Origin of the sequence: Candidatus Roseilinea sp. NK_OTU-006 (assembly GCF_012931985.1) — a bacterium.
GTDB lineage: Bacteria > Chloroflexota > Anaerolineae > J036 > Brachytrichaceae > JAAFGM01.
The window spans coordinates 1-21,483 of record NZ_JAAFGM010000011.1 but is presented as its reverse complement, the minus strand read 5'-3'; the positions used below and the strand labels follow the sequence as shown (position 1 = coordinate 21,483).

General features: G+C 64.2%; 19 protein-coding genes. 10 read left to right on the top strand and 9 right to left on the bottom strand.

The window, feature by feature from the left end:
• Positions 1-22: 22 nt before the first annotated feature.
• Positions 23-1,591 (top strand): cryptochrome/photolyase family protein, encoded by a 1,569-nt coding sequence (locus GXH28_RS07930; protein WP_169238487.1) that lies wholly within the window; start codon positions 23-25, stop codon positions 1,589-1,591.
• Here GXH28_RS07930 and GXH28_RS07925 read toward each other — a convergent pair.
• Positions 1,588-1,875 (bottom strand): hypothetical protein, encoded by a 288-nt coding sequence (locus GXH28_RS07925; RefSeq protein WP_169238486.1) that lies wholly within the window; start codon positions 1,873-1,875, stop codon positions 1,588-1,590. The two genes, GXH28_RS07930 and GXH28_RS07925, sit on opposite strands and share 4 nt — an antisense overlap.
• A gap of 63 nt (positions 1,876-1,938) precedes the next feature.
• Here GXH28_RS07925 and GXH28_RS07920 point away from each other — a divergent pair, with 63 nt between their 5' ends.
• Positions 1,939-3,207, top strand: coding sequence for an MFS transporter (locus GXH28_RS07920; protein WP_169238485.1), 1,269 nt, complete (start codon positions 1,939-1,941; stop codon positions 3,205-3,207).
• Positions 3,208-3,279: 72 nt separating this feature from the next.
• Here the strand turns inward: GXH28_RS07920 and GXH28_RS07915 are convergent, their stop codons facing one another.
• A complete protein-coding gene (locus tag GXH28_RS07915) occupies positions 3,280-4,512 on the bottom strand; it encodes a S1C family serine protease (protein ID WP_169238484.1) in 1,233 nt (410 codons plus the stop codon).
• A gap of 205 nt (positions 4,513-4,717) precedes the next feature.
• Between GXH28_RS07915 and GXH28_RS07910 the strand changes: the two genes are divergently transcribed.
• The 4 genes from GXH28_RS07910 to GXH28_RS07895 all read left to right on the top strand — a co-directional run bounded on the left by GXH28_RS07910 (position 4,718) and on the right by GXH28_RS07895 (position 10,159).
• A complete protein-coding gene (locus GXH28_RS07910) occupies positions 4,718-6,010 on the top strand; it encodes a cytochrome c biogenesis protein ResB (RefSeq protein ID WP_169238483.1) in 1,293 nt (430 codons plus the stop codon).
• Entirely contained in the window at positions 6,007-6,579 is a 573-nt protein-coding gene (locus tag GXH28_RS07905; RefSeq protein WP_169238482.1) for a hypothetical protein, read from the top strand. The genes GXH28_RS07910 and GXH28_RS07905 overlap by 4 nt, the downstream gene beginning before the upstream one ends.
• A gap of 46 nt (positions 6,580-6,625) precedes the next feature.
• On the top strand, positions 6,626-7,669 hold the full coding sequence (gene pheS, locus GXH28_RS07900; protein ID WP_169238481.1) for a phenylalanine--tRNA ligase subunit alpha: 1,044 nt from the start codon (positions 6,626-6,628) through the stop codon (positions 7,667-7,669).
• Positions 7,670-8,272: 603 nt separating this feature from the next.
• Positions 8,273-10,159, top strand: coding sequence for a hypothetical protein (locus GXH28_RS07895; protein WP_169238469.1), 1,887 nt, complete (start codon positions 8,273-8,275; stop codon positions 10,157-10,159).
• A gap of 60 nt (positions 10,160-10,219) precedes the next feature.
• Here the strand turns inward: GXH28_RS07895 and GXH28_RS07890 are convergent, their stop codons facing one another.
• The 7 genes from GXH28_RS07890 to GXH28_RS07860 form a co-directional block, all read right to left on the bottom strand.
• Positions 10,220-10,759, bottom strand: a complete 540-nt coding sequence (locus GXH28_RS07890; RefSeq protein ID WP_206156767.1) for a hypothetical protein — start codon at positions 10,757-10,759, stop codon at positions 10,220-10,222.
• The gene (murJ, locus tag GXH28_RS07885) at positions 10,756-12,423 is read right to left on the bottom strand and encodes a murein biosynthesis integral membrane protein MurJ (protein WP_169238479.1); all 1,668 of its coding nucleotides are present in this window, start codon (positions 12,421-12,423) and stop codon (positions 10,756-10,758) included. The genes GXH28_RS07890 and murJ overlap by 4 nt, the downstream gene beginning before the upstream one ends.
• Before the next feature lie 114 nt (positions 12,424-12,537).
• A complete protein-coding gene (ruvA, locus tag GXH28_RS07880) occupies positions 12,538-13,113 on the bottom strand; it encodes a Holliday junction branch migration protein RuvA (protein ID WP_320447933.1) in 576 nt (191 codons plus the stop codon).
• Positions 13,114-13,159: 46 nt separating this feature from the next.
• The gene (gene ruvC / locus GXH28_RS07875) at positions 13,160-13,651 is read right to left on the bottom strand and encodes a crossover junction endodeoxyribonuclease RuvC (protein ID WP_169238477.1); all 492 of its coding nucleotides are present in this window, start codon (positions 13,649-13,651) and stop codon (positions 13,160-13,162) included.
• 3 nt (positions 13,652-13,654) lie between these two features.
• Positions 13,655-14,395 carry a YebC/PmpR family DNA-binding transcriptional regulator gene (locus tag GXH28_RS07870; protein ID WP_169238476.1) on the bottom strand — a complete coding sequence of 247 codons (741 nt, stop codon included), beginning with the start codon at positions 14,393-14,395 and terminating at the stop codon, positions 13,655-13,657.
• Between the two features lie 129 nt (positions 14,396-14,524).
• The gene (gene rny, locus GXH28_RS07865) at positions 14,525-16,072 is read right to left on the bottom strand and encodes a ribonuclease Y (protein WP_169238475.1); all 1,548 of its coding nucleotides are present in this window, start codon (positions 16,070-16,072) and stop codon (positions 14,525-14,527) included.
• Positions 16,073-16,206: 134 nt separating this feature from the next.
• On the bottom strand, positions 16,207-16,839 hold the full coding sequence (locus GXH28_RS07860) for a regulatory protein RecX (RefSeq protein ID WP_169238474.1): 633 nt from the start codon (positions 16,837-16,839) through the stop codon (positions 16,207-16,209).
• Positions 16,840-16,970: 131 nt separating this feature from the next.
• Here GXH28_RS07860 and GXH28_RS07855 point away from each other — a divergent pair, with 131 nt between their 5' ends.
• The 4 genes from GXH28_RS07855 to GXH28_RS07840 all read left to right on the top strand — a co-directional run bounded on the left by GXH28_RS07855 (position 16,971) and on the right by GXH28_RS07840 (position 21,326).
• The gene (locus GXH28_RS07855) at positions 16,971-17,450 is read left to right on the top strand and encodes a plastocyanin/azurin family copper-binding protein (RefSeq protein ID WP_240550274.1); all 480 of its coding nucleotides are present in this window, start codon (positions 16,971-16,973) and stop codon (positions 17,448-17,450) included.
• Positions 17,451-17,803: 353 nt separating this feature from the next.
• The gene (locus GXH28_RS07850; protein ID WP_169238472.1) at positions 17,804-18,991 is read left to right on the top strand and encodes a M20/M25/M40 family metallo-hydrolase; all 1,188 of its coding nucleotides are present in this window, start codon (positions 17,804-17,806) and stop codon (positions 18,989-18,991) included.
• Positions 18,988-19,848: a substrate-binding domain-containing protein gene (locus GXH28_RS07845; protein WP_169238471.1), complete on the top strand. Its 861-nt coding sequence runs from the start codon at positions 18,988-18,990 to the stop codon at positions 19,846-19,848. Before GXH28_RS07850 ends, GXH28_RS07845 begins: the two co-directional genes overlap by 4 nt.
• Positions 19,845-21,326 (top strand): CCA tRNA nucleotidyltransferase, encoded by a 1,482-nt coding sequence (locus GXH28_RS07840; protein ID WP_169238470.1) that lies wholly within the window; start codon positions 19,845-19,847, stop codon positions 21,324-21,326. Before GXH28_RS07845 ends, GXH28_RS07840 begins: the two co-directional genes overlap by 4 nt.
• The last annotated feature ends 157 nt before the right edge of the window (positions 21,327-21,483 follow it).

Sequence of the window (21,483 nt, the reverse complement as noted above, 5' to 3'; positions counted from 1 at the left end):
TTGGCTTGGAAAGTCTGTGCGGATGAATCGTCAATCCCGAATTGATCATCCCCAATCGGGGATCCACACGACGGTTTGGATCCTCGGCGATCAACTCTCGCACCGCTGGCCGGAGTGGTTAGCCCACGCGGGGTTAGGCCCGACCAACACGAGGCTGCTCTTCATCGAGAGCGCGGCCAAGATCCGTTCGCGGCCATGGCACAAGCACAAGCTCGTCCTGGTGCTCAGCGCCATGCGCCACTTCGCCCAGGCCATGCGCGACCTGGGCTGGCCGGTGGACTATCGCAAAGCTGCGACGTTCGAGGCCGGCCTGCGCGCGCACATCGCGGCGCATGCGCCCGCGCGCGTCGTCGTCATGCAGCCCAACACCTGGCAGGGGCGGGCCTTCGTGAAGCAGTTGAGCCGGGCCGGAGGCCATCCAGTCGCTGAATTTTTGCTGCTCGATTCGCGCTTCTTCCTGGCCAAGCCAGAGGACCTAGGCGCGAGCCGGTCGCCGCTCATGGAGACGTTCTATCGCCGGATGCGCCGACGCACCGGCTACCTGATGGACGGGGACCAACCCGTCGGCGGCAAGTGGAACTTCGACGACGAGAACCGCCGACCGCCGCCGCGCGCGTGGCGCGCGTCCGGCTCCCCACTCCCGATTCCCAACTTGCCTGCATTCGCCCCTGACCCCATCACCCGTGAGGTCATCGCCGAAGTCGCGCAAGTGGCATCGGCCTGGGGCGCGCTGGATGGCTTCGCCTTGCCGGTGACGCGCGAAGACGCGCTGAAGTTCTGCGCCGATTTCATTACCCATCGCTTGCCCAACTTCGGCCCTTACGAAGACGCGATGGTGAGCGGGCAACCGGTGCTGTTCCATTCGATGCTCTCGCCGCTGCTCAACATCGGCCTGCTGGAGCGCGACGAGCTGTGCGCGATGGCGGAGCAGGCCTATCGCGAAGGCCGCGCGCCGCTCAATTCCGTCGAAGGGTTCATCCGGCAACTGATCGGCTGGCGCGAATTCGTCTATGCCTGTTACTGGCGCGAGATGCCCCGGCTGCGCGAGATGAACGCCCTGAACGCGACGCGGCCACTGCCGAAGTTCTACTGGGACGCGCAGACGGAGATGGCCTGCTTGCGCGCGTGCGTACAAGGCGTGTGGGAACGCGGCTACACCCATCACATCCAGCGGCTGATGGTGCTGTGCAACTTCGCGCTGCTCGCCGGGGTTAGCCCCCAAGAAGTCAACGAGTGGTTCTTCGCGACGTATGTAGATGCCTACGACTGGGTGGTGACGCCCAATGTGGTGGGCATGGGCATGTATGGCGACGGCGGCATCGTCGGCACCAAGCCCTATGCCGCCAGCGCCAACTACATGCACAAGATGAGCACCTACTGCGCGGGCTGCCGCTACGACCCCAAGCAACGCCTAGGTGAGCGCGCGTGTCCATTCAACGCGCTGTACTGGGACTTCGTAGCGCGCAACGCCGACATCCTGAGCGCAAACCCGCGCGCCGGTATGCCCGTGATGGCGCTGCGCAAGATGAAAGCCGATGAGGTGGCAGCACTGCGCGCGCAAGCGAAGCACTTTCTCGACTCATTGGCCTAACGCAACAGCGCCTGCGCCAGCGACTCCCACTCCGCCTCGAGCGAGCCGGTGAAGGCGGGCTTGCCCGCCCGGCGGTACCAGTAGCCGGCGTTGAAGATATCGCCCTCCTTGCGGTGCAGGTAAGCGTGCACCCATGCGCCGTCTGCGTCGTCCTGCGCCTGGGCGCAAGCGTGCGCTTTGTGCCAATCGCCTTTAGCGTCCCACCACAGCGCTTGCGCGGCCAGGCTCAGCCCAGCCGGCGGCTGATTCAACGCCAATGATGCTTTGAACTCGGCATAGTGCATGATGACGATTATCGCGCCGTTTGTCGCATGGGAGCGAGTTGGGGTTTAATAGCGCCGGCGCCCATGATGAGACCGCGCTTCCCTGCGCTTGCTTCACGCGACTTCCGCATCTTCTGGATCACGCAGCTCATCTCGCTCATCGGCACGTGGATGCAGAATACGGTGCAGGCCTATCTGGCCTATCGCATCACCGGCCAGCCGATCTACCTCGGCTTGATCGGCGTCGCCAGCAGCGTGCCTTCGCTGTTATTCACGTTGCCCGGCGGCGTTTGGGTGGAAGGGCTCGATAAGCGCAAAACCGTCATCGCCTTCCAGGCGCTGATGATGGCGCAGGCATTGGCGCTGGCCTGCCTCACCCTCACCGGCGTCGTCACGATCTGGTGGATCACCGGGCTGTCTTTCGTCCTGGGCGCGGCCAACTCGATCGAGATCACCGCGCGTCAGGCGATGATGGTCGAGGTCGTCGGCAAAGCGGGATTGCCCAACGCAATTGCGCTGAACTCGACTGCGTTCAACGTGGCGCGCGTGGTGGGCCCGGCGCTCTCCGCGCCGCTGCTGCTGATTTTTGCCGAACGCGGCGAGGGATGGGCCTTTCTCCTCAACGGCGTCAGTTACTTGGTCGTCATTCTTGGACTACTGGCGATTCATCCGAAAGCGGCCGATAGGGCCGCAGCGGGTGAACATCCCGCCATAGCCTCGCCAAACGATGCGCTCGCGCGGTTTCGCGAAGGTCAGCGCTACATTCGTCAGACGACGCTGATCGGGTTGATCATCATCATGGCGGCGGTGCCGGGCCTGTTGGCCTTCCCGGTTATCCAGCAAATCCCTGCGTTTGCGCGCGACGTATTGGCGCAGCCAGGCGACACCGATGCTGCCGTGGCCGCGCGCAACAGCGCCATGGTGACGGCCCAGGGCGTCGGCGCGCTACTTGCTGCAACTATGCTCGCGCTGCTCAGCGCCTTTCGCCGCAAGGGCTGCCTGATGACGGCGGGGCAGTTCGCCTTCTCGATTGCCCTTTTGGGCATCGGCCTCTCGCGCAACATCGCGCTCACCTTGCCGATCCTGACGCTGTTCGGCTGGGGGACGGTCACCGCGCTGGCAACCAGCAATACCATCATCCAGCTCGTCACGCCAAACGCGCTGCGCGGCCGCGTGATCAGCACTTATTTGTGGGCGCTCCAGGGCGTCGCGCCGTTCGGCAGCCTGTTGATCGGCTGGATTGCGCAGACGTGGGACGCGCCGACGGCGGCGCTGTTCAGCGGCCTGGCCTGCCTGGCAACCCACATCGTGATTCACCTGAAGACGCCTACGGTGCGCCGGTTTGAGGGTTGAAAAGAAGCCCCCGGCTTCCTCCAGGAAGTCGGGGGAGTTGGCGGCTGTTTTCGTGCGTTTAGCGTCGCGCCCCTATTGCGGCCGCTCACCCAGCGTCACCGTGAGGTCAAGCTGCCGGCCGTCGCGCCACACGGTCAGTGTGACGCGGTCGCCGGGTTGATGATTCTTGACCAGCAGTGCGATCAACTCCTCATAGTTGCTGACCGGCTGACCGTTGAACGCCAGGATGATGTCGCCCAGCCTGATGATTTGGCCGGTGCTGCGGCTGATGGTCGAGCCGCGCAGCCCTGCGCGCGCGACCGGCCCACGCTCCACCACGCCGCCGACCACGACGCCGCGCTCGATCGGCAGGTCGAACTGATCGCCGACCTCGGCCAGGCTGAACGCACCCTGAATGCCGAGATAGGGGTAGCGCACTCGCCCCTCTTCAAGCAACGCCCGTACCACGCGCTTGACCGTGTTCGAGGGCACGGCAAAGCCCACGCCGCTGTTGACCGGCTGGCCGAACCCAGCCATGTTGTTGGTTCGGATCGCCGTGTTCACGCCAATCACTCGGCCTCGCATGTCGAGCAACGGACCGCCGGAATTGCCCGGATTGATCGCTGCATCGGTCTGAATGATGTCCGGGTTGGAGAACGACCCTTGGCCGCTGGACGACGGTTCGGGCAACACGCGCCCGCGCGCGCTCACAATGCCCAGCGTCATGGTGCCGGCCAGCCCGAACGGGTTGCCGATGGCGACGACGCGTTGACCCACCTTGACTTCATCCGAGTCGGCCAATTCGACCGGCGTCAGCCGCTCGGCCGAGCGATCCACCTTCAGCAATGCTAGGTCGCTGTAAGCGTCGGCGCCGACCAGCTCGGCGCGCGCGTATGTGCCATCGGAGAAGATGACGTTGATCCGATCCGCGCCATCCACAACGTGGTTGTTCGTGACGATGTGACCGGCTGTATCAATCACAAAGCCCGATCCTGACCCCGCGCCGATGAATCCGCTGCCGGTGTTGCGTCGCACGGAAATCGAGACCACCGCACGGTTGACGCGCTCGTATAGGTTGATGAGCACGGCTTCCTCTTCGTCGAACCGGGCGCGCGCAGTGGCGGGAATGGCCGTTGGCGTGGGCTGGATGGCGACCGGCGCGTGAACCACCGATGTGATCGCCTCTGTTTCGTCGCTGCGGGTTAAGGCCGCGGCGCGCACCTCGGCCTGGTCGGCCAACGAACGCGCAAGTGATGAGATCGAACTGCAGCCCGACAGCAAGATGGCCGTCGCTGCGATGATCGAAAACAGTCGCTTGTTCTTCATGATTTTCGTTTACCTCAGACTTAAAACCGCCCGACGACAACGTCACTCTCGCGCGTCGAGCAGCGCGCATATCTATAATCCGACTTCGAGCCGCCGGCCAGTCGCCAGCGGTTTCCATGCTCAATCATCGTCAACAACTTTAGACGAGGCTGAAGCCGTTGTGAATAATAGAGCATGAGAAAGTTTAATATCTCACAACTTGCGCATGACCATTTGGGCTGACCCGATAGAAGAACGTGATCCATGGCGCACCTTGTGGCGGCTGCTGACTCACGATGGGTTGCTGATTGGGCTATGCGCGGTCGTCGCCGCCGGCTTGATTGCGACAGTGATCTTGCCGCAGCAGCCGTCGGCCGGCGTCTCGGATCCGGTGGCTTACAGCCGCTGGGAGGCCGAAGCCAAGCAGCGCGAGGGCGCGCTGTATGTGCCGCTGAACGGTTTGGGCCTCAACAATGTCGCACAGGCGGCCTGGTGGCGGATGGCGCTGGCTGCGTTCATGCCGATCGCGGGCCTGCGCCTCGCCGACCGCCTCATCCGGCTTGTAGACGCGCGGCGCGGCGCGCGCGATGGCGAGCTGCGCGATGAGCGACGTGTGCGTGTGACCTTACACGCGCCGCCGCTAAACGACCTCGCCGATCGGCTGCGCGCCCGGCGCTATCGCATTCTCCGGCATAGCGACGACGTGTTGGTCGCCGACCGCACCCCATGGGCGGAGCTGGCTTCTGCCGCGCTGCACCTGGGTTTAGTGTTTGCGGCGGTTGGCTTGTCACTCAACTTGGTCGTCGGCTGGGAGGCGACGAACCAGACGGTGGCCACCGGCGCATCCTTGCTGCTGCGCAATGGTCATGCGCTCACCCTGGCCGATGCGGCCGGTGATTCCGCGCGCGTCACGATCGTGTTGCAACCGAACGACGCTTCGGTCACGCTTGGGGAGGGCGAGCAAGCCCACGTCGCCGGCTTGCACCTTGCGCTCAACCGAATCGTGCCCGGCTATCGCCTAAGCGCAACAAACTCACAAGCCCGGCCCTTGCTTATCCGCGCGTCGAACTTCCTCTCACCGACGACGGAGGTGCTGGTCACGCTCGACGCCGATGAGCCGGAGCGCTACATTGCGGTGCCAGAAGCGCGGCTGGCGCTGGCGCTGACGGCAGCGGATTCCGCCAGCCAACCCGCCCGGCTACGCGCATTTGCCCTACCCTCGGGCGAGGCTATCACCGACACGGCGGTTCAGCCAACGCTGGTCGTTGGCGATGCCGAGTTGCGCTTCCAGCCGGCGCAGGGCGCGATCATGGATGTGCGCTACGCACCTGGCGACCTGCTGTGGTGGCTGGGTCTGACGACGACCCTGGTCGGCGCAATCGGCAGCCTCGTCTATCCCATGCAGCGCCTCCTCATCCGCCGCCGCGGGGAGTGGACGGAGTTCTACGCCAGCGGGCGCTACAGCCGGCGTGAGGTGGCGCGCCTGGTCGAATCCCGCCGTGAAGCAAATCCATCATGAACCTGAAGCACGATCTCACCTTTGCGCGCGTCGCAGCAGAACAAATGGATGATTACCTGCACGCCGAGGTGCTCTTCTACCCCATCGGCAGCGTGGACGGGATGCAAATGCCGCAGCTCACCATCGGCGCATGGCTGGAGACCGAATGGCGGTTGAGCGCATTGCGCGAGGCTTATCCCGAAGAAATCGGCGACGCGCTTGCCTCAGCGCAGGCGACGGTGCGCAAAGTGCGCCATCGCATCCCCGACCTGTATCAGAACAAGGCGCGTCGCGAGTTCAAGAGTCGCCTGGACAGTTGGGAGATGTTCCTCAACGACCGCCACGAGGCCACCGCGCGATCCGAGCCGTATAACGCGCCGCGCTCCGGCTACGCGGAGCGCGTCCACACGCGCTTTCGGCTGGAGTTGCTCAAGGACGATGTGGCGCAGTTAAGCGATCTGCTCGCGCGGCTACGCTTGTTGGACGGCCGATTGCGCATGCGCTTCCAACCGGGGGCGTTCATTTGGGAGCCGGAGCTGGCTCCGGCTGCGCCCGCCGACAAGTTCTGGTTCCTCTACGCTAAGCTGTAGCGGCGCAGCGTGATCAACCGGCCTGGCTATAATCCGCGCCGAGCACATGGCTCCATCACTCGACGCACTTGAACACGAGGCGCTGGCGGCGCTGGCGCAAGCCGACACCAGCGCCGCGCTGCAGGCTTGGCACGGCAAGTACTTCGGCACCAAGCGCGCCAAGGGCGAATTGGAGCGGGCGATGTCGGCAATTGCATCGCTCAGCCCGGCCGAACGGCCGGCCTTCGGCCGGCGCGCCAACGAGGTGAAGCAAGCGCTCGCTGCTGCGTTCGAGGCCAAGCAGGCAGCAGTAAAGGAAGCAGAACTGGAAGCGGCGATGAAGGCCGGCGCGCTCGATGTGACGTTGCCCGGCGCGACGATCCCGCGCGGCCGGCTGCATCCCAGCACGCTGACCCTCAGGCGCATCATCGCCATCTTCGCGCGCATGGGCTTTGAGGTGTATCGCTCGCCGGAGGTGGAGACCGACGAGATGAACTTCGGCCTGCTCAACATGCCGCCGGAGCACCCCGCGCGCGATATGTGGGATACCTTCTACACCACACAACCCGGTGTGCTGCTGCGCACGCATACCTCACCCGGCCAGATCCGCGTGATGCGCGAGCGCAGCGCCAACGGCGCCCAGCCCATCCGTGTGATCTTGCCCGGCATGGTCTACCGCTACGAGCAGGTCACGGCGCGCAGCGAGATGCAATTCAACCAAGTCGAAGGGCTGGCCATCGGTCGCACTATCACCTTCGCCGATCTGAAAGGCGTGATGGCTGAATTTGCCCGCCACATGTTCGGCAGCGATACGCGCATCCGCTTTCGATGCTCGTACTTTCCCTTCACCGAGCCAAGCGTAGAGGTGGACGTATACTGGGGGCTGGCCACCGAGCGCGACCGGATGATCACCAAAGGCACCGGCTGGCTGGAGATCGCCGGCGCGGGCATGGTGCATCCAACCGTGCTGCGCAATGGGGGCTACGACCCGGCCGAATGGTCCGGATTTGCCTTCGGCATGGGGCCAGAGCGCCAGGCCATGCGCCTGCTCGGCATCAGCGACATCCGCTACTTTTGGCAGAACGACCTACGCTTCCTCGAGCAATTTTGATGCGGCGCAGGATAGCGCTTTTGGCTACGACCAAGGCGGGTAAGAGACTTTCTCAAGGGCTGCGCCAGCTCCGCGGCGGCGGCAGCCATGCGCGGCTTCGGCCTGACCCATCTGATCTTTGACTCGCAGCTCCCCAAGCCAGCTCATGCGGCGCAGCGCGCCCCGCCCCCGTAGCGGCATTGAGCAGGGCGAGCAGTTGCCGGATCCTGGCCGAACGCCCCAGCGCGGCCCACGCCATCTCGTTCAAGCGGTTTCGACGCTTCATCAGCGATGCGCCTGACGCATCCTGCCCGGAGGCCGTGGCGCCTGCAAATCGGCACGGTGGGGCCTCGCCTTACGCGCAGTGGCGATGATATGGTGCTCCGTTGTCGCGTGAACCAGCCAAGCAGGGGATCGGGAAGGACATTCGTATGTGTGTCGTCATGCAAGTCTGTGACGGTCAATATAAAATCCTTGCCAGCGAGCAACACCATGCGTAGCCGAGCGGTTCTGTTTACGTTGCTGGCGGCGACGGCGCTTGTTGTTGCGCTTGCCGTTTGGTGGTTAAGCGCCCCTCCGGCGCAGGCCAGCGCGCCCAGCGGATGGAGCCCGCATGCGCCGCACGTGTCAACCAGCATCTTCACCGACACGTATGACGCCGGTCCGATCAACAACGACTCGACCGGCACGGCCTCGCAGATACCGATTGCGACCTGTTCCACAGCATTCCCAATCCCTAACTTAACCTTGTACCGCGCGGGGATTAGTCCGCCTGCCAGCGATATAGACTACTACCGTTTCATACCATCGGCCCAGCGCGTGATCACTGTGGTGACCACCGTCCAGGGAGGAATTTCCAACGACCTCAGCCTGCTGGTTCAGCTCCTCGACGCAACGGGGAGCAACGTGCTGGCCGGCGGCATCGTCACGTATGCCCAGCCTCTCACGCTAACCACATACAACCTCAATTTGGGGTCGCAGTATTTCGTCCGCGTCGGCGCGACCAACCCCTCGGTCTCAAATCCCGAACAGAAGACCTACGCGCTGTTGGTGTGTCAATCCGATTTCACCATTACTCCTACACCGTTGCCGCCGCCGCCGACCCCGACGCCACTGGGCGCTGTGCCAGATGCGTATGAGCCGAACAACACCCCGCAGCAAGTGACGCAGACCAACGTCAGCTTCATCAACGTTGGCCAACAGCTTACCAACTTGAATTTCTACACCTCTGCGCTGGGCTCGAATGGCGAACCACCGATCTTCCATGAGGGAGATGTGGACTGGTATTTCTTCTACGGCCGAGCCGGCTCAACTTACCGTGTGACGACTGCCGTGCAACCCGGCGTGGACACCGAGCTGTTTATTTATCGCTACGACCAGTTGCCGCCGAACAATTTGTTCACCAACGCGGGTTTAGTGGCCGCAAACGATGATTACCAGCCGCTGGATCGCGGCTCGCAAGTGATCTTCGTTGCGCCCTACGAGGGGGTATATTGGATCAAGCTATGGAACAAGGACCGTTCGCCACGAATCGGCGGACAGACCTACAGCTTGACCGTGGTCGAACTCGCGCCTGGCACGCCAACGCCGACTTCCTCGCCGACGCCGTTCCCAGGGGGGGCCGACCGCTTTGAATACAACGGCGATTTCGACAGCGCCACCCTCATCGCGCCCGGCGTCAAGTACGACAACCTTAACTTTGTGCCTTTCCAGCCGCCCTCGCCTGACACGGTGGATAACGATTTCTTCCGCATGCCGGTGAAGCAAGGCGTGTACTACACCTGCGAGACGCTCGACTTGGCCGGCGGCGCGGATACCAACATCATCGTCTACAACCAGGATCGCGTGGGCATCGGCGGCAACGACGACATCTCGCCGGAGAACAAAACGATTGGGCGGTTCGAGAGTCGTTTCGTCTGGCTCTCGGGCTACACCGGTTATGCCTATATCTTGATCGGCGAGGTGAACCCGCCGCGCGCAAACGAAGGCCAAATCCGCAGCTATTCGCTCATCTGCAACATCGGCCTCCCGCCCACGCCGACGCCTACGCCCAATCCCTTCCCGCCCACGGCGACGCCTCCGCCACTGCCGCCGACGCCGCGTCCGCCGGAAGACACACCAACACCCTTCCCCACCCCACGGCCGGCGCAGAACCTGGTTGTTCGGCCGGTCGAGCCTAGCCTGTCACAGCCGACCGTTGCGCCTACGCCCACACCGCGCGTGCTTTTGATTGACGTGCAGATATTCAACGATCGCAATCGCAATGGCCTGCTCGATCCGGGCGAGGGCATCATCGGCGCGCCGGTGCGCTTATCCGATGAACGAAGCGGCGCGCCGCTCGGTCAGGCGTTTACCGACTCCGACGGTCGCGTGCGGGTCTCCATTGTGAACGATGGGCCGGTGCGCGTCAATGTCCCGCTGTTCGGCTTCTCCACCGTCGTAGATCAACCCTCGGCCACCCTCCGCATCGGTATCGAGCCGCTGATCGCGCTGCCGGAGCGCATTCCATGACGCCGCCGATGACAAAATGCCCCATCGGCGCACGTCATAGGACGCCGTCCGAAGCGGGAATCACGCGCCGCCGTCGCTGGGTGCGGTCATTGATCGCTTCGGCTTCGATGACGAATCCGTGGTCAGCTCCCGCGCGATGATTGCGACGGCTGCGGTTAGCCCGATCACAAATGTCGCCAGCGTCAACACATCGGCGCGGGTGATGCCCGGCGGCAGAATGAGCGCAGCGAAGAACATCGCCGGCGCGGCGATCAGGCCGGTCAACCCGCCGCCGATCAGCGCGGCGCGCCGTTCCATCAGCACATAGCCGGCGATCAGCGGCAGCACAATGTAGATGGGCCAGTTGACGCCGTTGACATAGCCCTGCACGAACTGGCGCGGCGTGAGGAAGAGCGCCGTCTGCGCCGTAAGCCCATAGGCCGCAACGCGCGGATGGCGCCGCGCCAGCCAGAGGAAGAATGGGATGAGCGCGAGGTCGGCTAGGCCGAAGGCGATGCTGATCGGGTGGCGCAGCGTGAACAGCACGATGAGCAGGAAGCCGGCTGCGACGATCGCCTTGACGATCGCCACCGTGCGGATTCGGCGTTGGATTTCCCTCATCCAACCCCCAACCGCTGGCGCACGGCGCTGCTGATCGCCATCCATTCTGGGATGCGTAACGCCGATGCGCAAAGGACATACACGACGCCGCCGACCAGCGCTGCGCCGATGGCAACCAACGCTTGCGTCCCCAACGTCTCTAGCCCGAAGCGCGTCAGCAATGCCGACATGACCAGCCACACGGCGCCGCCCATGACCAACGAGGCCAAGCTGACCTTAGCGATCAGGCCCGCCAACCCGTAGCCGCCGAGACCGCCGATCTCGCGCCACAGGAAGAATCCCATGAGCATCGCGTCCACGCCGGTCTTGAGCGAGTTAGCCAGGATCAGGTCGGCCAAAGTGAACGGGCGCATCCCGGCTTGTGACGCCTGGGCCAGCCCACCAATGAGGACCAGATAGAACGTTGTCGAGACCAGCCCGACCAGCGTTGGCGTGCGCGTATCGCGTCGGGCGTAGAAGGCAAAGATCAGCGGCGTATCTATGGCGGCGAATAGCAAACCGGGCGCTGCCGCGCGCAATGCGACGGCTGTGTAGGCCGTGCTCTCTGCCGTGAACGCGCCGTGTTGAAAGAGCAGCGCGATCACCGGCGTCGCCAGCACGTATAGCCCAACGGTCGCCGGCGCAATCAGCACCCACACCAGCCGCAGCCCTTGCGCCAGCGTCGCCTTGAACGCCTCGCCGCGCGCCGCCGAGAGCGACGGCAAGATCGCTGCCGACACGGCGGTGACGATCATGCCCAGCGGGAATTGGATCACCTGAGCGGCGTAGCGCATGGTGGCTGGCCCCTCGGCGCTGATGCGGCCGGCGAAGATGAAACTGGCCTGCACCGCGATCTGCGCCAGCACCAGCCCGCCCGCCACCGGCAGGAACAGCCGGATGACTCGGGAAACACCGGGCAAGCGCCAGTTCAACGACAGCCGGATCGGCACGCCGCGCAGGCCGGGGAGCTGAATCAGCACCTGCGCCGCGCTGCCGGCCAACAGCCCCAGCGCCAGCGACGCCACACCAAGCCGCGACTCGAACAGCGCCATACACACGATCAGCGTTAGGTTGAAGATCGTGGCCGTGAACGCCGTGAACCCGAACTTGTGTCGGGCGAAGAGCGCGGCGCTCACGATCCCGCTCAGGTTCAAGAACAGGATAGCTGGAATCGTGATGCGCAGCAGCGAGGCCACAAGTTCGGCGTCTTGGTTTGGGCCGCCGCCGATGAGGTGCGCGATCGGCGTCGCACACAGCCACAAGATGGCGATGAGAACCGACAGGCCGAGCGTGAATAAGCCGATCAATGCGCCCAGCAGCGCGCCAAACTCGCGCCGCCGGGCCTCGTCGTCCTCCTGCGCAGCCAGCCCGCTGAGCGTCGGCACCAGCGCCGAGCTGAGCATGCCGCCGACGAGCAGATCGTAGAACTGTGTAGGGATGTTCGCCGCCAACTCAAAGGCACTGGCCGCTTGGCCGTTGCCGAAATAGAACGACTTGACCATCTCGCGCGCCAGGCCGATCACGCGGCTGCTCAGGTTGCCAAGCGAGGTGATCGCGGCGGCCCAGGCAATCCGACGTTGGACGCCGACGAGATTCGTCCGAGGCGCGTTCCCCGTTGAAGTTGGGTCAACCGGCAGAGGCGCGAGCGCCGGTGCGGGCAGCGGCTCGGTCTCGGTGGCTCGCATGATGCCGGATTCTACGCGCTAAGGGCGCTGCGCCGCGGGCGGCCCGCGGCGTCTGCCTGCGCTCAGCGCCAACGGCGCCGCTCCTGCGATCGTGAGGGAGCGTGGCGCAGGGCATCAGCCGAAGTAAGCCAGCGCGCGGCGAATCTTCTCCTCGAGGTCGAGTGGCACGTCGCGCGGCAGCGACGCCAGCGCTTGTTGCGCTTCGACCACGCTGTAGCCAAGCGCCGTCAACGCGGCGATCACCTCGGCATCCATGGCCGAGAGTGGCGCACTGGGCGGCCGCGCGTCCAATCCGCTCAGCTTGCCGCGAAGCGCGAAGATGATCTTCTCTGCCGTTTTCTTGCCCACGCCGGGCGCGCGCGCAAGCGCCTCGACTTGCTGGTTGGCAATGGCCTGGCGCAGCGCCTCGGGCGGGAGCTTCGACAGCAACGCCAGCGCCGTGCGCGCGCCGACGCCCTGCACACTGAGCAGCAGCGAGAACAGTTCGGCCTCTTCCTCGCCGGCGAAACCATAGAGCGCCAGCCCGTCCTCGCGGACGATGAGGTGCGTATGCAGATCGCAAGGCCGACCGAGGATAAGCCCATCGAGCGCAGCCTGCGAGCACCACACGCGAAAGCCCACCCCTTGCACATCCACAATGGCTGTCGGGGGCTTGAGGCTAAGCACAACGCCGCGAATTCTGGAAATCACCGTGTGGAGCCAGGCTGTTGGGACGAGCCGATCACGCTGCGCGCAATCAGACGTTCAATTTGACCCACCGGCGGCCCTGCAGGTGGGTGACGGCGATGGCCAGCGCGTCGGCTGCGTCATCCGGTTTGGGAATGGCCGGCAGATCGAGCAACAGCCGCACCATCTCCTTCATCTGGCGCTTGTCGGCCTGGCCATAGCCAGAGACGGCTTGCTTGACCTGCAAGGGGGTGTATTCGTGCACTTCGATCTGCGCGTTGCACAGCGTGAGCAGCACCACGCCGCGCGCCTGGCCGACGATCATCGCCGTCTTGGCGTTGGTGGCGAAGAACAATTCTTCGACGGCGGCTTCTTTGGGTTGCCACGTCGCAATCAGCGCCTCGAGCTGCCGCTGCAACATCTGCAGTCGGCGCGGCAGCGCCTCGCCTTTGGGCGTCTCGATCGCGCCGTGCGCCAGCGCGACCAGCCGACCATCCGCCTCTTCGCGCACGATGCCATAGCCGGTCGTCGCGATGCCGGGGTCTATGCCAATGGTAATCACCCGCTACGCCGCGACTTCGGCAGGGATCTGCAGGTTGTGATACACCTGCTGTACGTCGTCCATCTCCTCCAGCGCGTCAATCACGTGGAGGACCTGCTCCGCCTTGTCGCGCTCCAGCTCGATATAGCTGTTCGGCACCAGGGCGATCTCGGCGCTGGCCAGTTCGTACCCCTGCTTGACCAATGCCTCGCGCACATCGCGGAAGGCTTCCACCGAGGTGGTGATCTCGATGGCTTCTTCGCCGATGTCAATGTCGTCGGCGCCGGCCTCGAGCGCGGTTTCAAACACCGCGTCCGGATTCACCCCATCCTTGCGCTCGATCACGATCACCCCTTTGCGTTGAAACTGCCAGGACACGGAAGCGCCCTCGAGTTGGCCGCCGGCGCGCGTGAGCACCTTGCGCACTTCAGCCACGGTGCGATTGCGGTTGTCCGTCAACACCTGAATCATGACGGGCACCTTGTGCGGCAAGTAGCCTTCGTAGATGATTTCTTCCAGGGCTTCTGCTTCGCCGCCTTGGCCGGTGCCACGGGCGATGGCCCGTTCGATGTTCTCCTTCGGCATGTTTGCAGCGCGCGCTTTGTCTATCGCCAGGCGCAGACGGAAGTTGGCATCGGGGTTGCCGCCGCCTTCACGCGCCGCGACCGTAATTTCGCGAGCGAGCCGCGTGAACATGGCGCCGCGCTTGGCGTCGTTGGCGCTCTTAGCGCGCTTGATCGTTGCCCATTTGCTATGACCTGACATCGCTCTTACCTCATTATTCCTGACTTGCGCGTTTGCCACTTCCGACTTTCCACTCTCGACTCACAGCGCCCGAGTTCGGGAGTGGAGGGTGGGCAATCGGGCTTCGCGCGATTTGTGCTGCTCCACATTCTACTTCGCATACTCGATCGCCCGCGTCTCGCGCACCACGGTGACCTTGATTTGGCCGGGATACTCCATCGTCTCCTCGATGCGCTTGGCGATATCGCGGCTGAGCTGGATGCACGCCAGGTCATCCACCGCTTCCGGCTTGACGATGACGCGCAGCTCACGGCCTGCCTGCAACGCATAGGCTTCGCTCACGCCCTTGAACGACTTGGCGATCTCCTCGAGCTGGCGCACACGTTTGACGTAGGTCTCCAGCGTCTCACGGCGCGCGCCGGGTCGCGAACCGCTAATCGCGTCGGCAATCTCGACAATGACGGCTTCCAGTGTCTCCTGCGGCACATCGTGGTGGTGCGATTCAACGCAGTGGATCACCTTGGGATTGATGTTAAACCGGCGCAGCAAATCCACGCCGAGCTGCACGTGTGTGCCCTCGCTTTCCCGGTCCAGCGCCTTGCCGATGTCGTGCAGCAGGCCGCCCATCTTACACACCTTTACGTCGGCTTTCAACTCGGATGCCAGCAGGCCGGCCAGCTTGGCCGTCTCAACCGAATGGTAGAGTTGGTTCTGGCCGTAGCTTGTGCGGTACTTCAACCGGCCCAGCGTCTTGACGATCTCCGTGGGCAAGCCGGTCACGCCGGCTTCGACTGTGGCGCGTTCGCCCTCCTCGGCCATAATGCGCTCCACATCCCGCCGAGCGTCTTCGAGCGCCTTCTCGATGCGCGTGGGATGGATGCGCCCATCGCGCACCAGCGACTCCAACGCACGCCGGGCGATCTCGCGCCGCACCGGGTCGAAGCAGGAAATCGTCACCGTCTCCGGCGTATCGTCCACGATCACGTCCACGCCGGCGGCTTGTTCGAAGGCCTGCACGTTGCGGCCATTGCGGCCAATGATGCGCCCTTTGGCTTCCTCGCTGGGCAGCTCGATGGTGACGACCGCGCGCTCGGCCACGACGTCGGTCGCAACGCGCTGCATGGTCTCGATCACCAGCTTGCGGGCGCGTTGCTCGGCCGTCTCACGCGCTTGCGCCTCGACCTCGCGAATCACCCGAGCCATGTCGTTGCGCGCCGCCTCGCGCACCGCGGCCAGCAATTCGCTGCGCGCATCCTCGCGCGTCATGCCGGCCACTTCCTCCAACTTTGCTTCCAGCGCGGCTACCCGCTCCTTTTGCAGGCGCTCCAGCTCCGCTTCGCGCTTATCCAGCGCCGACTGGCGCTGGTTCAGCTTCTTCTCGCGCTGCTCGATGCGTTCGCGTTGAATCTCCAGCTCTTCGCGGCGCTTCTTCAGCCGGTCATCTTCCCGTTGCAGCTCCAGCCGCTTCTCTTTGATCTCCTGATCCGTCTCGTCGCGAATTCTGATGATTTCGTCTTTGGCTTCGACCAGTATCTGGCGCGCCTTAGCCTGCGCCTCGCTCAGCGTCTTCTCCGCCTCGGCGCGCAGCGCGTTTCTCTCATCCTTCGCCTGCTGGCGGCCGACGCGATAGGCTAGCCACCCGACCACCATCGCCACGATTACCCCGATGACGGCCTCGATCACTATCAATGCATCCATGTGTCTTCTCGCTGTGAACCGAGCCGTCGGGCCAAGGAGTTGATAGTTCGTTCAGCATGTGTGCGTCAATTCTTCTGATGGACGATCTCCCATGCTCAGATCGCTCGATCAACGTGAATCCGGCACAAATGACTTCAACGATCAACTTCCCGCTTTACCGACGACTCAACCTGTTGCACGGCGCGCTCGATCGTCTCGTAGTCGAACCCCTTGCGCGCCAAATAGTCATACAACTTACGTTTGCGCTCCAGCGGCGCAAGGCCCCGAAGCTTGGGCAGGCGTTGCATGGCAGCGCGATAGGCGGCATCTTCCTCATCCACCTCCTCTAAGGCCGCTTGAATGTCGGCGCTGCTCACACCCTTCCGGCGCAGCTCCCAGGCGATCATGCGCTTGCTGCGCGGGCTGACACGCATTCGGCTATCCACCCAGGCCCGGCTGAACGCATCGTCGTCCAGCAAGCCCACCTCTTTCAAGCGCTCGACGACTGCCGCGATGTCCGCGTCATCGGCGCCGGCGCGCTTCAGCCGGCGCTGCACTTCGCGCACGCTGCGCGGACGATACGCGATCAAGTCCAGCGCGCGCAGGCGCGTTTGCTCTAGCGCATCGGCGGCTCGAAGTTCGGCGATTTCATCGTCGCTTAACGTTTGGCCGACTTTCAGCCACAACGCATGCACCAGCGCCAGGCCGAACGCGAACTGGCCGTCTAGATAGACGTTCACGCGCTCCTTGCCATGCTGCGCCTTCAAGGCGGTGATCACGCCTGCCATTTATCCTATGATTTTAGTGCAGGTCGTCACTGGCGGCAGCCTGGCACTGGACTGATGATATACTTCGCCTAGAATCAAGCATAACTGAAGAGGTTCAAATGACGGCAACGCATATTTCACGCCGAGGATTTTTGAGGACGGTAGTCGTCACGGGTGGTTTGTTCGTGGGGGGTGCCCTGGTCGCGGCATGCGGCGGCGGCGAATCTGCGCCGACCCAAGCACCCGCAGCGAGTGGCGCCCCTGTGACGCTGGAGATTGGCTCGAAGGGAGATGCACTCGAGTACGATAAGACCTCGTTCGAGGTGCCGGCTGGGTCGAAAGTCACGTTGAACTTTAAGAACAACGCCTCACCCGGCTCAGGGGTGTATCACAACTGGGTGCTGGTGCGGCCGGGCACGATTGACGCGGTCGCAGCGGACGGGATTGCCGCCGGCGAAGCGAATGATTATCTCAAGCCGAATGACAATCGCGTGATCGCCCACACTAAGTTGGCCAAAGAGGGAGAGACGGTCTCGGTGACGTTCGACGCACCGGCGCCTGGCACGTACGATTTCCTGTGCACCTTCCCCGGTCACGCCACCCTCATGCGCGGCAAGTTCATCGTCAAGTAGACGAATCAGCACCAACAGTTCAGACTGCCCCAGGTGGTCTGAACTGTTTTCTTCGTTCAAAACGCGTGAGAGCCAGCTACACCGAAAGCTGGCTCTCTGACCAAAAGGAGAAGCGAAAGGCCCACCCCGAAGCCCTTGCGCATTTATTCGCATGCGTGCGCTTGACTCTGGACGTCTCCCCTACGCTTCCCCTACACATTTTCAGCACGATCGTCCCAAGAAACTGGTGCGCCAACAAGCGGCGATGATCGCCGCGGTCCAGCCGGGGCGCCCCCCGCTCCAGAAGCGCTCGACGTAGGAAGTACGGCCCTCCTCGTCATCGCCGGTGGGTGTGGCTTGCTACAATGCCGCGCATGTCGCTCTTGGGGCATATCCGTCATCTCTCCGAAGACATCGGCCCGCGCGGAAGCGCGACCGAGGGTGAAGCTCAAGCGGCTGACTACGTCCAAGAGCGCCTCAGCGGGTGGGGGCTGCAGCCGGAACGGCAGCCCGTGCTCAGCGCGACATCCGCCTATGCACCCTTCATAGTGGTCACCGGCGCGGCATTGCTGGGCGTGCTCCTCTTCTGGCAGCCGCAGCCGGTTGGTGCCGCTGCCGCGTTTCTGCTTGCCGCGACCGCGCTCGGCGCTGTGTTGCTCGAACTGACTTCTAACGACAATCCCCTCCGCTGGGTCATTCCGACCGGCTGGAGCCAGAACGTGTTGGCAACCATCCCCGCCGCAGAACCGGGTGAGCAGCGACCGCCCATCCTGATCACGGCGCACCTCGATACGCATCGCGCGCCGCTGCTATTCAGCTCGCCCGCTTGGCGCCGCGCCTTCCGCATCATGATGCCAGCCGGCTTGGGTTGCCTCGCCGCGCTCGTCGTCATCTTCGCCGTTGGCATCTTCTCGCCTGCACGTGCGCTGCGTGAGCTGGCGCTTGCGCCTGGCGCGCTGGTCGCGGTCATCTTACTGCTCATGATCCAGGCCGCAACTTCACCGTTGACCAAGGGCGCCAACGACAACGCCAGCGGTGTAGCGGTTGCGCTTGCCCTTGCCGAGCGTCTGGCGCATCGTCCGCTCCGGCATCGCACCGTGATTGTGGCCTTCACGGGTTGCGAAGAAGTGGGCGCATACGGCGCGGAGGCGCTCATCCGCGCGCGACGCCAGGACCTACGGGGCGCCGTTCATCTCGTCATAGATCATGTTGGCGGCCTACGAGGGCGCAATTTGGGGCCCACGGTTGTGCGCAGCGAGAAGTTCCTGCGACGCGTCGGGTGTGATCCGCATCTGGTGCAGATGGCGCAGCGTGTCGCCGATGCGCAGCCGGAACTGAGCGTACAGGTGCGCGATTTCGATCGAGCATACAGTGAGCTGTCTGTCGGAGCAAAGTATGGTTTGCGCCCACTGGGCTTGATCGGGCTGACGCCGGAGGGCGACTTGCCCAATTGGCACACGCTCAGCGATGTGATTGACCATCTTGACGAGGGGACGCTCGAGCGCGCGACGGAATTTGCCTGGCGCCTTTTGCAGGCGATTGATGCGGAGGATGGAGCATGAGGCGTTGGTCGAACCCGGCGCGCGCGATGACGCTGGCGGCGTGTGCGCTGTTCGCCGGGTGCGCGCGGGCCGAGCCACCCCAACCGACGCCGGTGGCCGAGCACTATCGCTTGATCGCCGACAGCGCAACCTACCCGCTCATGCGCGGACTGACCAATGCCTACGCGGAGTCCGTGAACCCGTATGCGCGGTTCACGATTGAGCAGGGCGCGCCGGATCGCGTGGCCGAGCGGCTGCGCTCCGGCCAGGTGCTGCTGGGCGCGACCTCGCTTGTGCCGCCTGCACCTGGGGGCTTGAAGTGGTGGCTGGCCGATCTCGCCCTCGATGGCGTAGCCGTGATCGTGCACGCCGATAACCCGATTGATGGGCTGACGCTGAACGACTTGCGCGACATCTTCGCCGGGGCACGCAACACATGGGCGGATTACGGCCAAGATGCACTCGGCAACATTGAGGTCGCCGTGCGCGAAGCGGGTGACGGCGCGCGGGTGGTCTTCGACCGCGTGGTGATGGGCGATCAGCGCCTGACGTTCGACGCGCTGGTGATGCCTTCGGTCGAGACGATGCTGAATTTCGTCACCCTGCGGCCAGGTGCAATCGGCTACACGCCATCGGCCAGCGCGCTGGGACAACGCAGCGGCGCGGCCGGCCTTAACGTCCGCGTGAAGGTGCTCGCCCTGGACGGTGTCCCGTTGACGTCCGAGAAACTGAGGAGCGGCGACTATCCGCTGGCGCGCACGCTCAACCTGGTTAGCCTGTATGAACCACAGGGCGAGCTGCGCAATTTTGTCGCTTGGGCGCTTGGCCCACAGGGCAAGGCGCTTATCGAATCCCTAGGCTACGCTACGTTCCCATGAACTTCGATGCGTTGCAGGCGCTTGTCGGCCGGCCCGAGGTGCAGGTCGTGCGCGAACTCGCGCGCGCGCGGGGCGCGCCCACCTTGCTGGTAGGGGGCGCGGTGCGCGACGCACTGCTCGGTCAGCCTCTGCCGCGCGATCTGGACTTCGCCGTTCAAGGCGATGCGGCGGCGTTGGGGCGCGCCGTGGCAAACGCCCTGAACGCATCGTTCTACGTGCTCGACGCCGAGCGGGGAACGGCGCGCGTGCTGACGCGCGAGCGAACGCCAACGGGCGGCATGACGATGGACTTCGCCGCGTGTCGCGGCCCGGATTGGCGCGCCGATGCCTTCGCGCGCGACTTCACCATCAACGCGATTGCGGTGAACTTAGACGACGGCGCACTGGTGGACGAGGCCAACGGGTTGGCCGACCTGGATGCGCGCGTGATCCGCGCCGCGAATGAACATGCCATGGCCGATGATCCCGTGCGCGCGTTGCGCGCCGTGCGCTTGTCATTTGCATTGGGCATGCGCATCGAGCCGGCGACGCTGGCGCAGGTGCGCGCCGCCGGCCCGATGCTCGGCCGGCCCAGCGCCGAGCGGCTGCGCGATGAACTCATGGCCATTCTGAACCTGCGCGATGCCGGGCGCGCCGTGCAGATGCTGGATGATCTCGATGTGCTCGTCCCCATCGTGCCCGAAGTCGAGCCGATGCGCGCGTGCGATCAGCCGGCGCCTCATCGCTTCACGGTGCTGCGGCACACCTGGGAGGTGATGCAGGCGCTCGATCGCCTGCTGGGGGATTGGGCGTTCGGGATGGGCGGCGTGCGGTTTGAATTGTCCGATCAGCAGCGGTTGGCCGATCATTTCGGTACAATCACGGCCGAGCACCACACGCGCGCCGCGGTCTTCCGTTTTGCAGCGATGCTGCACGATTGCGGCAAGCCGGCGACGCGCTCGATCGGCGAGGACGGCCGCGCGCACTTCTACGGCCATGAAACGACCGGCGCCGCATTGGTGGCTGCGCGCGCCCGCGCGTTGCGGTTCAGCGGCGACGAAGTCGCTCGCGTACACACGATCGTTCGTCATCACATGCGGGCAAACTTCATGGCGCGGCAAGCGCATGCGCCTACGCCGCGCACCCTGTATCGCTTCTTCCGCGACGTCGGCGATTGCGCGCCGGAGCTGGCGCTGTTCGCCATTGCCGACTGCGTGGGCAAAGGCGGCCCGCAGACTGCCGCCGAGGATTGCGCGCCAAGCGTCGAAATTGCCCGACGACTGCTGGACGAATACTACGCACGCTTCGAGCGCTCGGTCGCGCCGCCGCCGTTGCTCACCGGCAGAGACGTGATCGCGCTCGGCGTCAAGCCCGGGCCGCGCGTCGGCGAGATCCTAGAGGCCGTGCGCGAAGCGCAGATGATCGGCGAGATCGGCGCGCGTGATGAAGCTTTGGCTTTGGCGCGTCGGCTTGCGATCAGCGATGATTCCAATCGCTAATCTCCAATCTCCAATCTCCAATCTCCAATCTCTAATACCGCTTGCGGAGTCAAGGTGTGCTAAATAAACTTGGCGTATGAGAACAGGACGACCGCGACAACCGATTGAGATCGCTGAGAGCGTCGAGCAGTTGTATGCCCTGTATCGCCAGGAGAAG

What these genes read in the sequence shown, in the direction of transcription:
- GXH28_RS07930 (WP_169238487.1), top strand. Translation starts at nt 23, where the DNA reads ATGAATCGTCAATCCCGAATTGATCATCCCCAATCGGGGATCCACACG.
- GXH28_RS07925 (WP_169238486.1), bottom strand. Translation starts at nt 1,875, where the DNA reads ATGCACTATGCCGAGTTCAAAGCATCATTGGCGTTGAATCAGCCGCCG.
- GXH28_RS07920 (WP_169238485.1), top strand. Translation starts at nt 1,939, where the DNA reads ATGATGAGACCGCGCTTCCCTGCGCTTGCTTCACGCGACTTCCGCATC.
- GXH28_RS07915 (WP_169238484.1), bottom strand. Translation starts at nt 4,512, where the DNA reads ATGAAGAACAAGCGACTGTTTTCGATCATCGCAGCGACGGCCATCTTG.
- GXH28_RS07910 (WP_169238483.1), top strand. Translation starts at nt 4,718, where the DNA reads ATGACCATTTGGGCTGACCCGATAGAAGAACGTGATCCATGGCGCACC.
- GXH28_RS07905 (WP_169238482.1), top strand. Translation starts at nt 6,007, where the DNA reads ATGAACCTGAAGCACGATCTCACCTTTGCGCGCGTCGCAGCAGAACAA.
- pheS (WP_169238481.1), top strand. Translation starts at nt 6,626, where the DNA reads ATGGCTCCATCACTCGACGCACTTGAACACGAGGCGCTGGCGGCGCTG.
- GXH28_RS07890 (WP_206156767.1), bottom strand. Translation starts at nt 10,759, where the DNA reads ATGAGGGAAATCCAACGCCGAATCCGCACGGTGGCGATCGTCAAGGCG.
- murJ (WP_169238479.1), bottom strand. Translation starts at nt 12,423, where the DNA reads ATGCGAGCCACCGAGACCGAGCCGCTGCCCGCACCGGCGCTCGCGCCT.
- GXH28_RS07870 (WP_169238476.1), bottom strand. Translation starts at nt 14,395, where the DNA reads ATGTCAGGTCATAGCAAATGGGCAACGATCAAGCGCGCTAAGAGCGCC.
- rny (WP_169238475.1), bottom strand. Translation starts at nt 16,072, where the DNA reads ATGGATGCATTGATAGTGATCGAGGCCGTCATCGGGGTAATCGTGGCG.
- GXH28_RS07860 (WP_169238474.1), bottom strand. Translation starts at nt 16,839, where the DNA reads ATGGCAGGCGTGATCACCGCCTTGAAGGCGCAGCATGGCAAGGAGCGC.
- GXH28_RS07850 (WP_169238472.1), top strand. Translation starts at nt 17,804, where the DNA reads ATGTCGCTCTTGGGGCATATCCGTCATCTCTCCGAAGACATCGGCCCG.
- GXH28_RS07845 (WP_169238471.1), top strand. Translation starts at nt 18,988, where the DNA reads ATGAGGCGTTGGTCGAACCCGGCGCGCGCGATGACGCTGGCGGCGTGT.
- GXH28_RS07840 (WP_169238470.1), top strand. Translation starts at nt 19,845, where the DNA reads ATGAACTTCGATGCGTTGCAGGCGCTTGTCGGCCGGCCCGAGGTGCAG.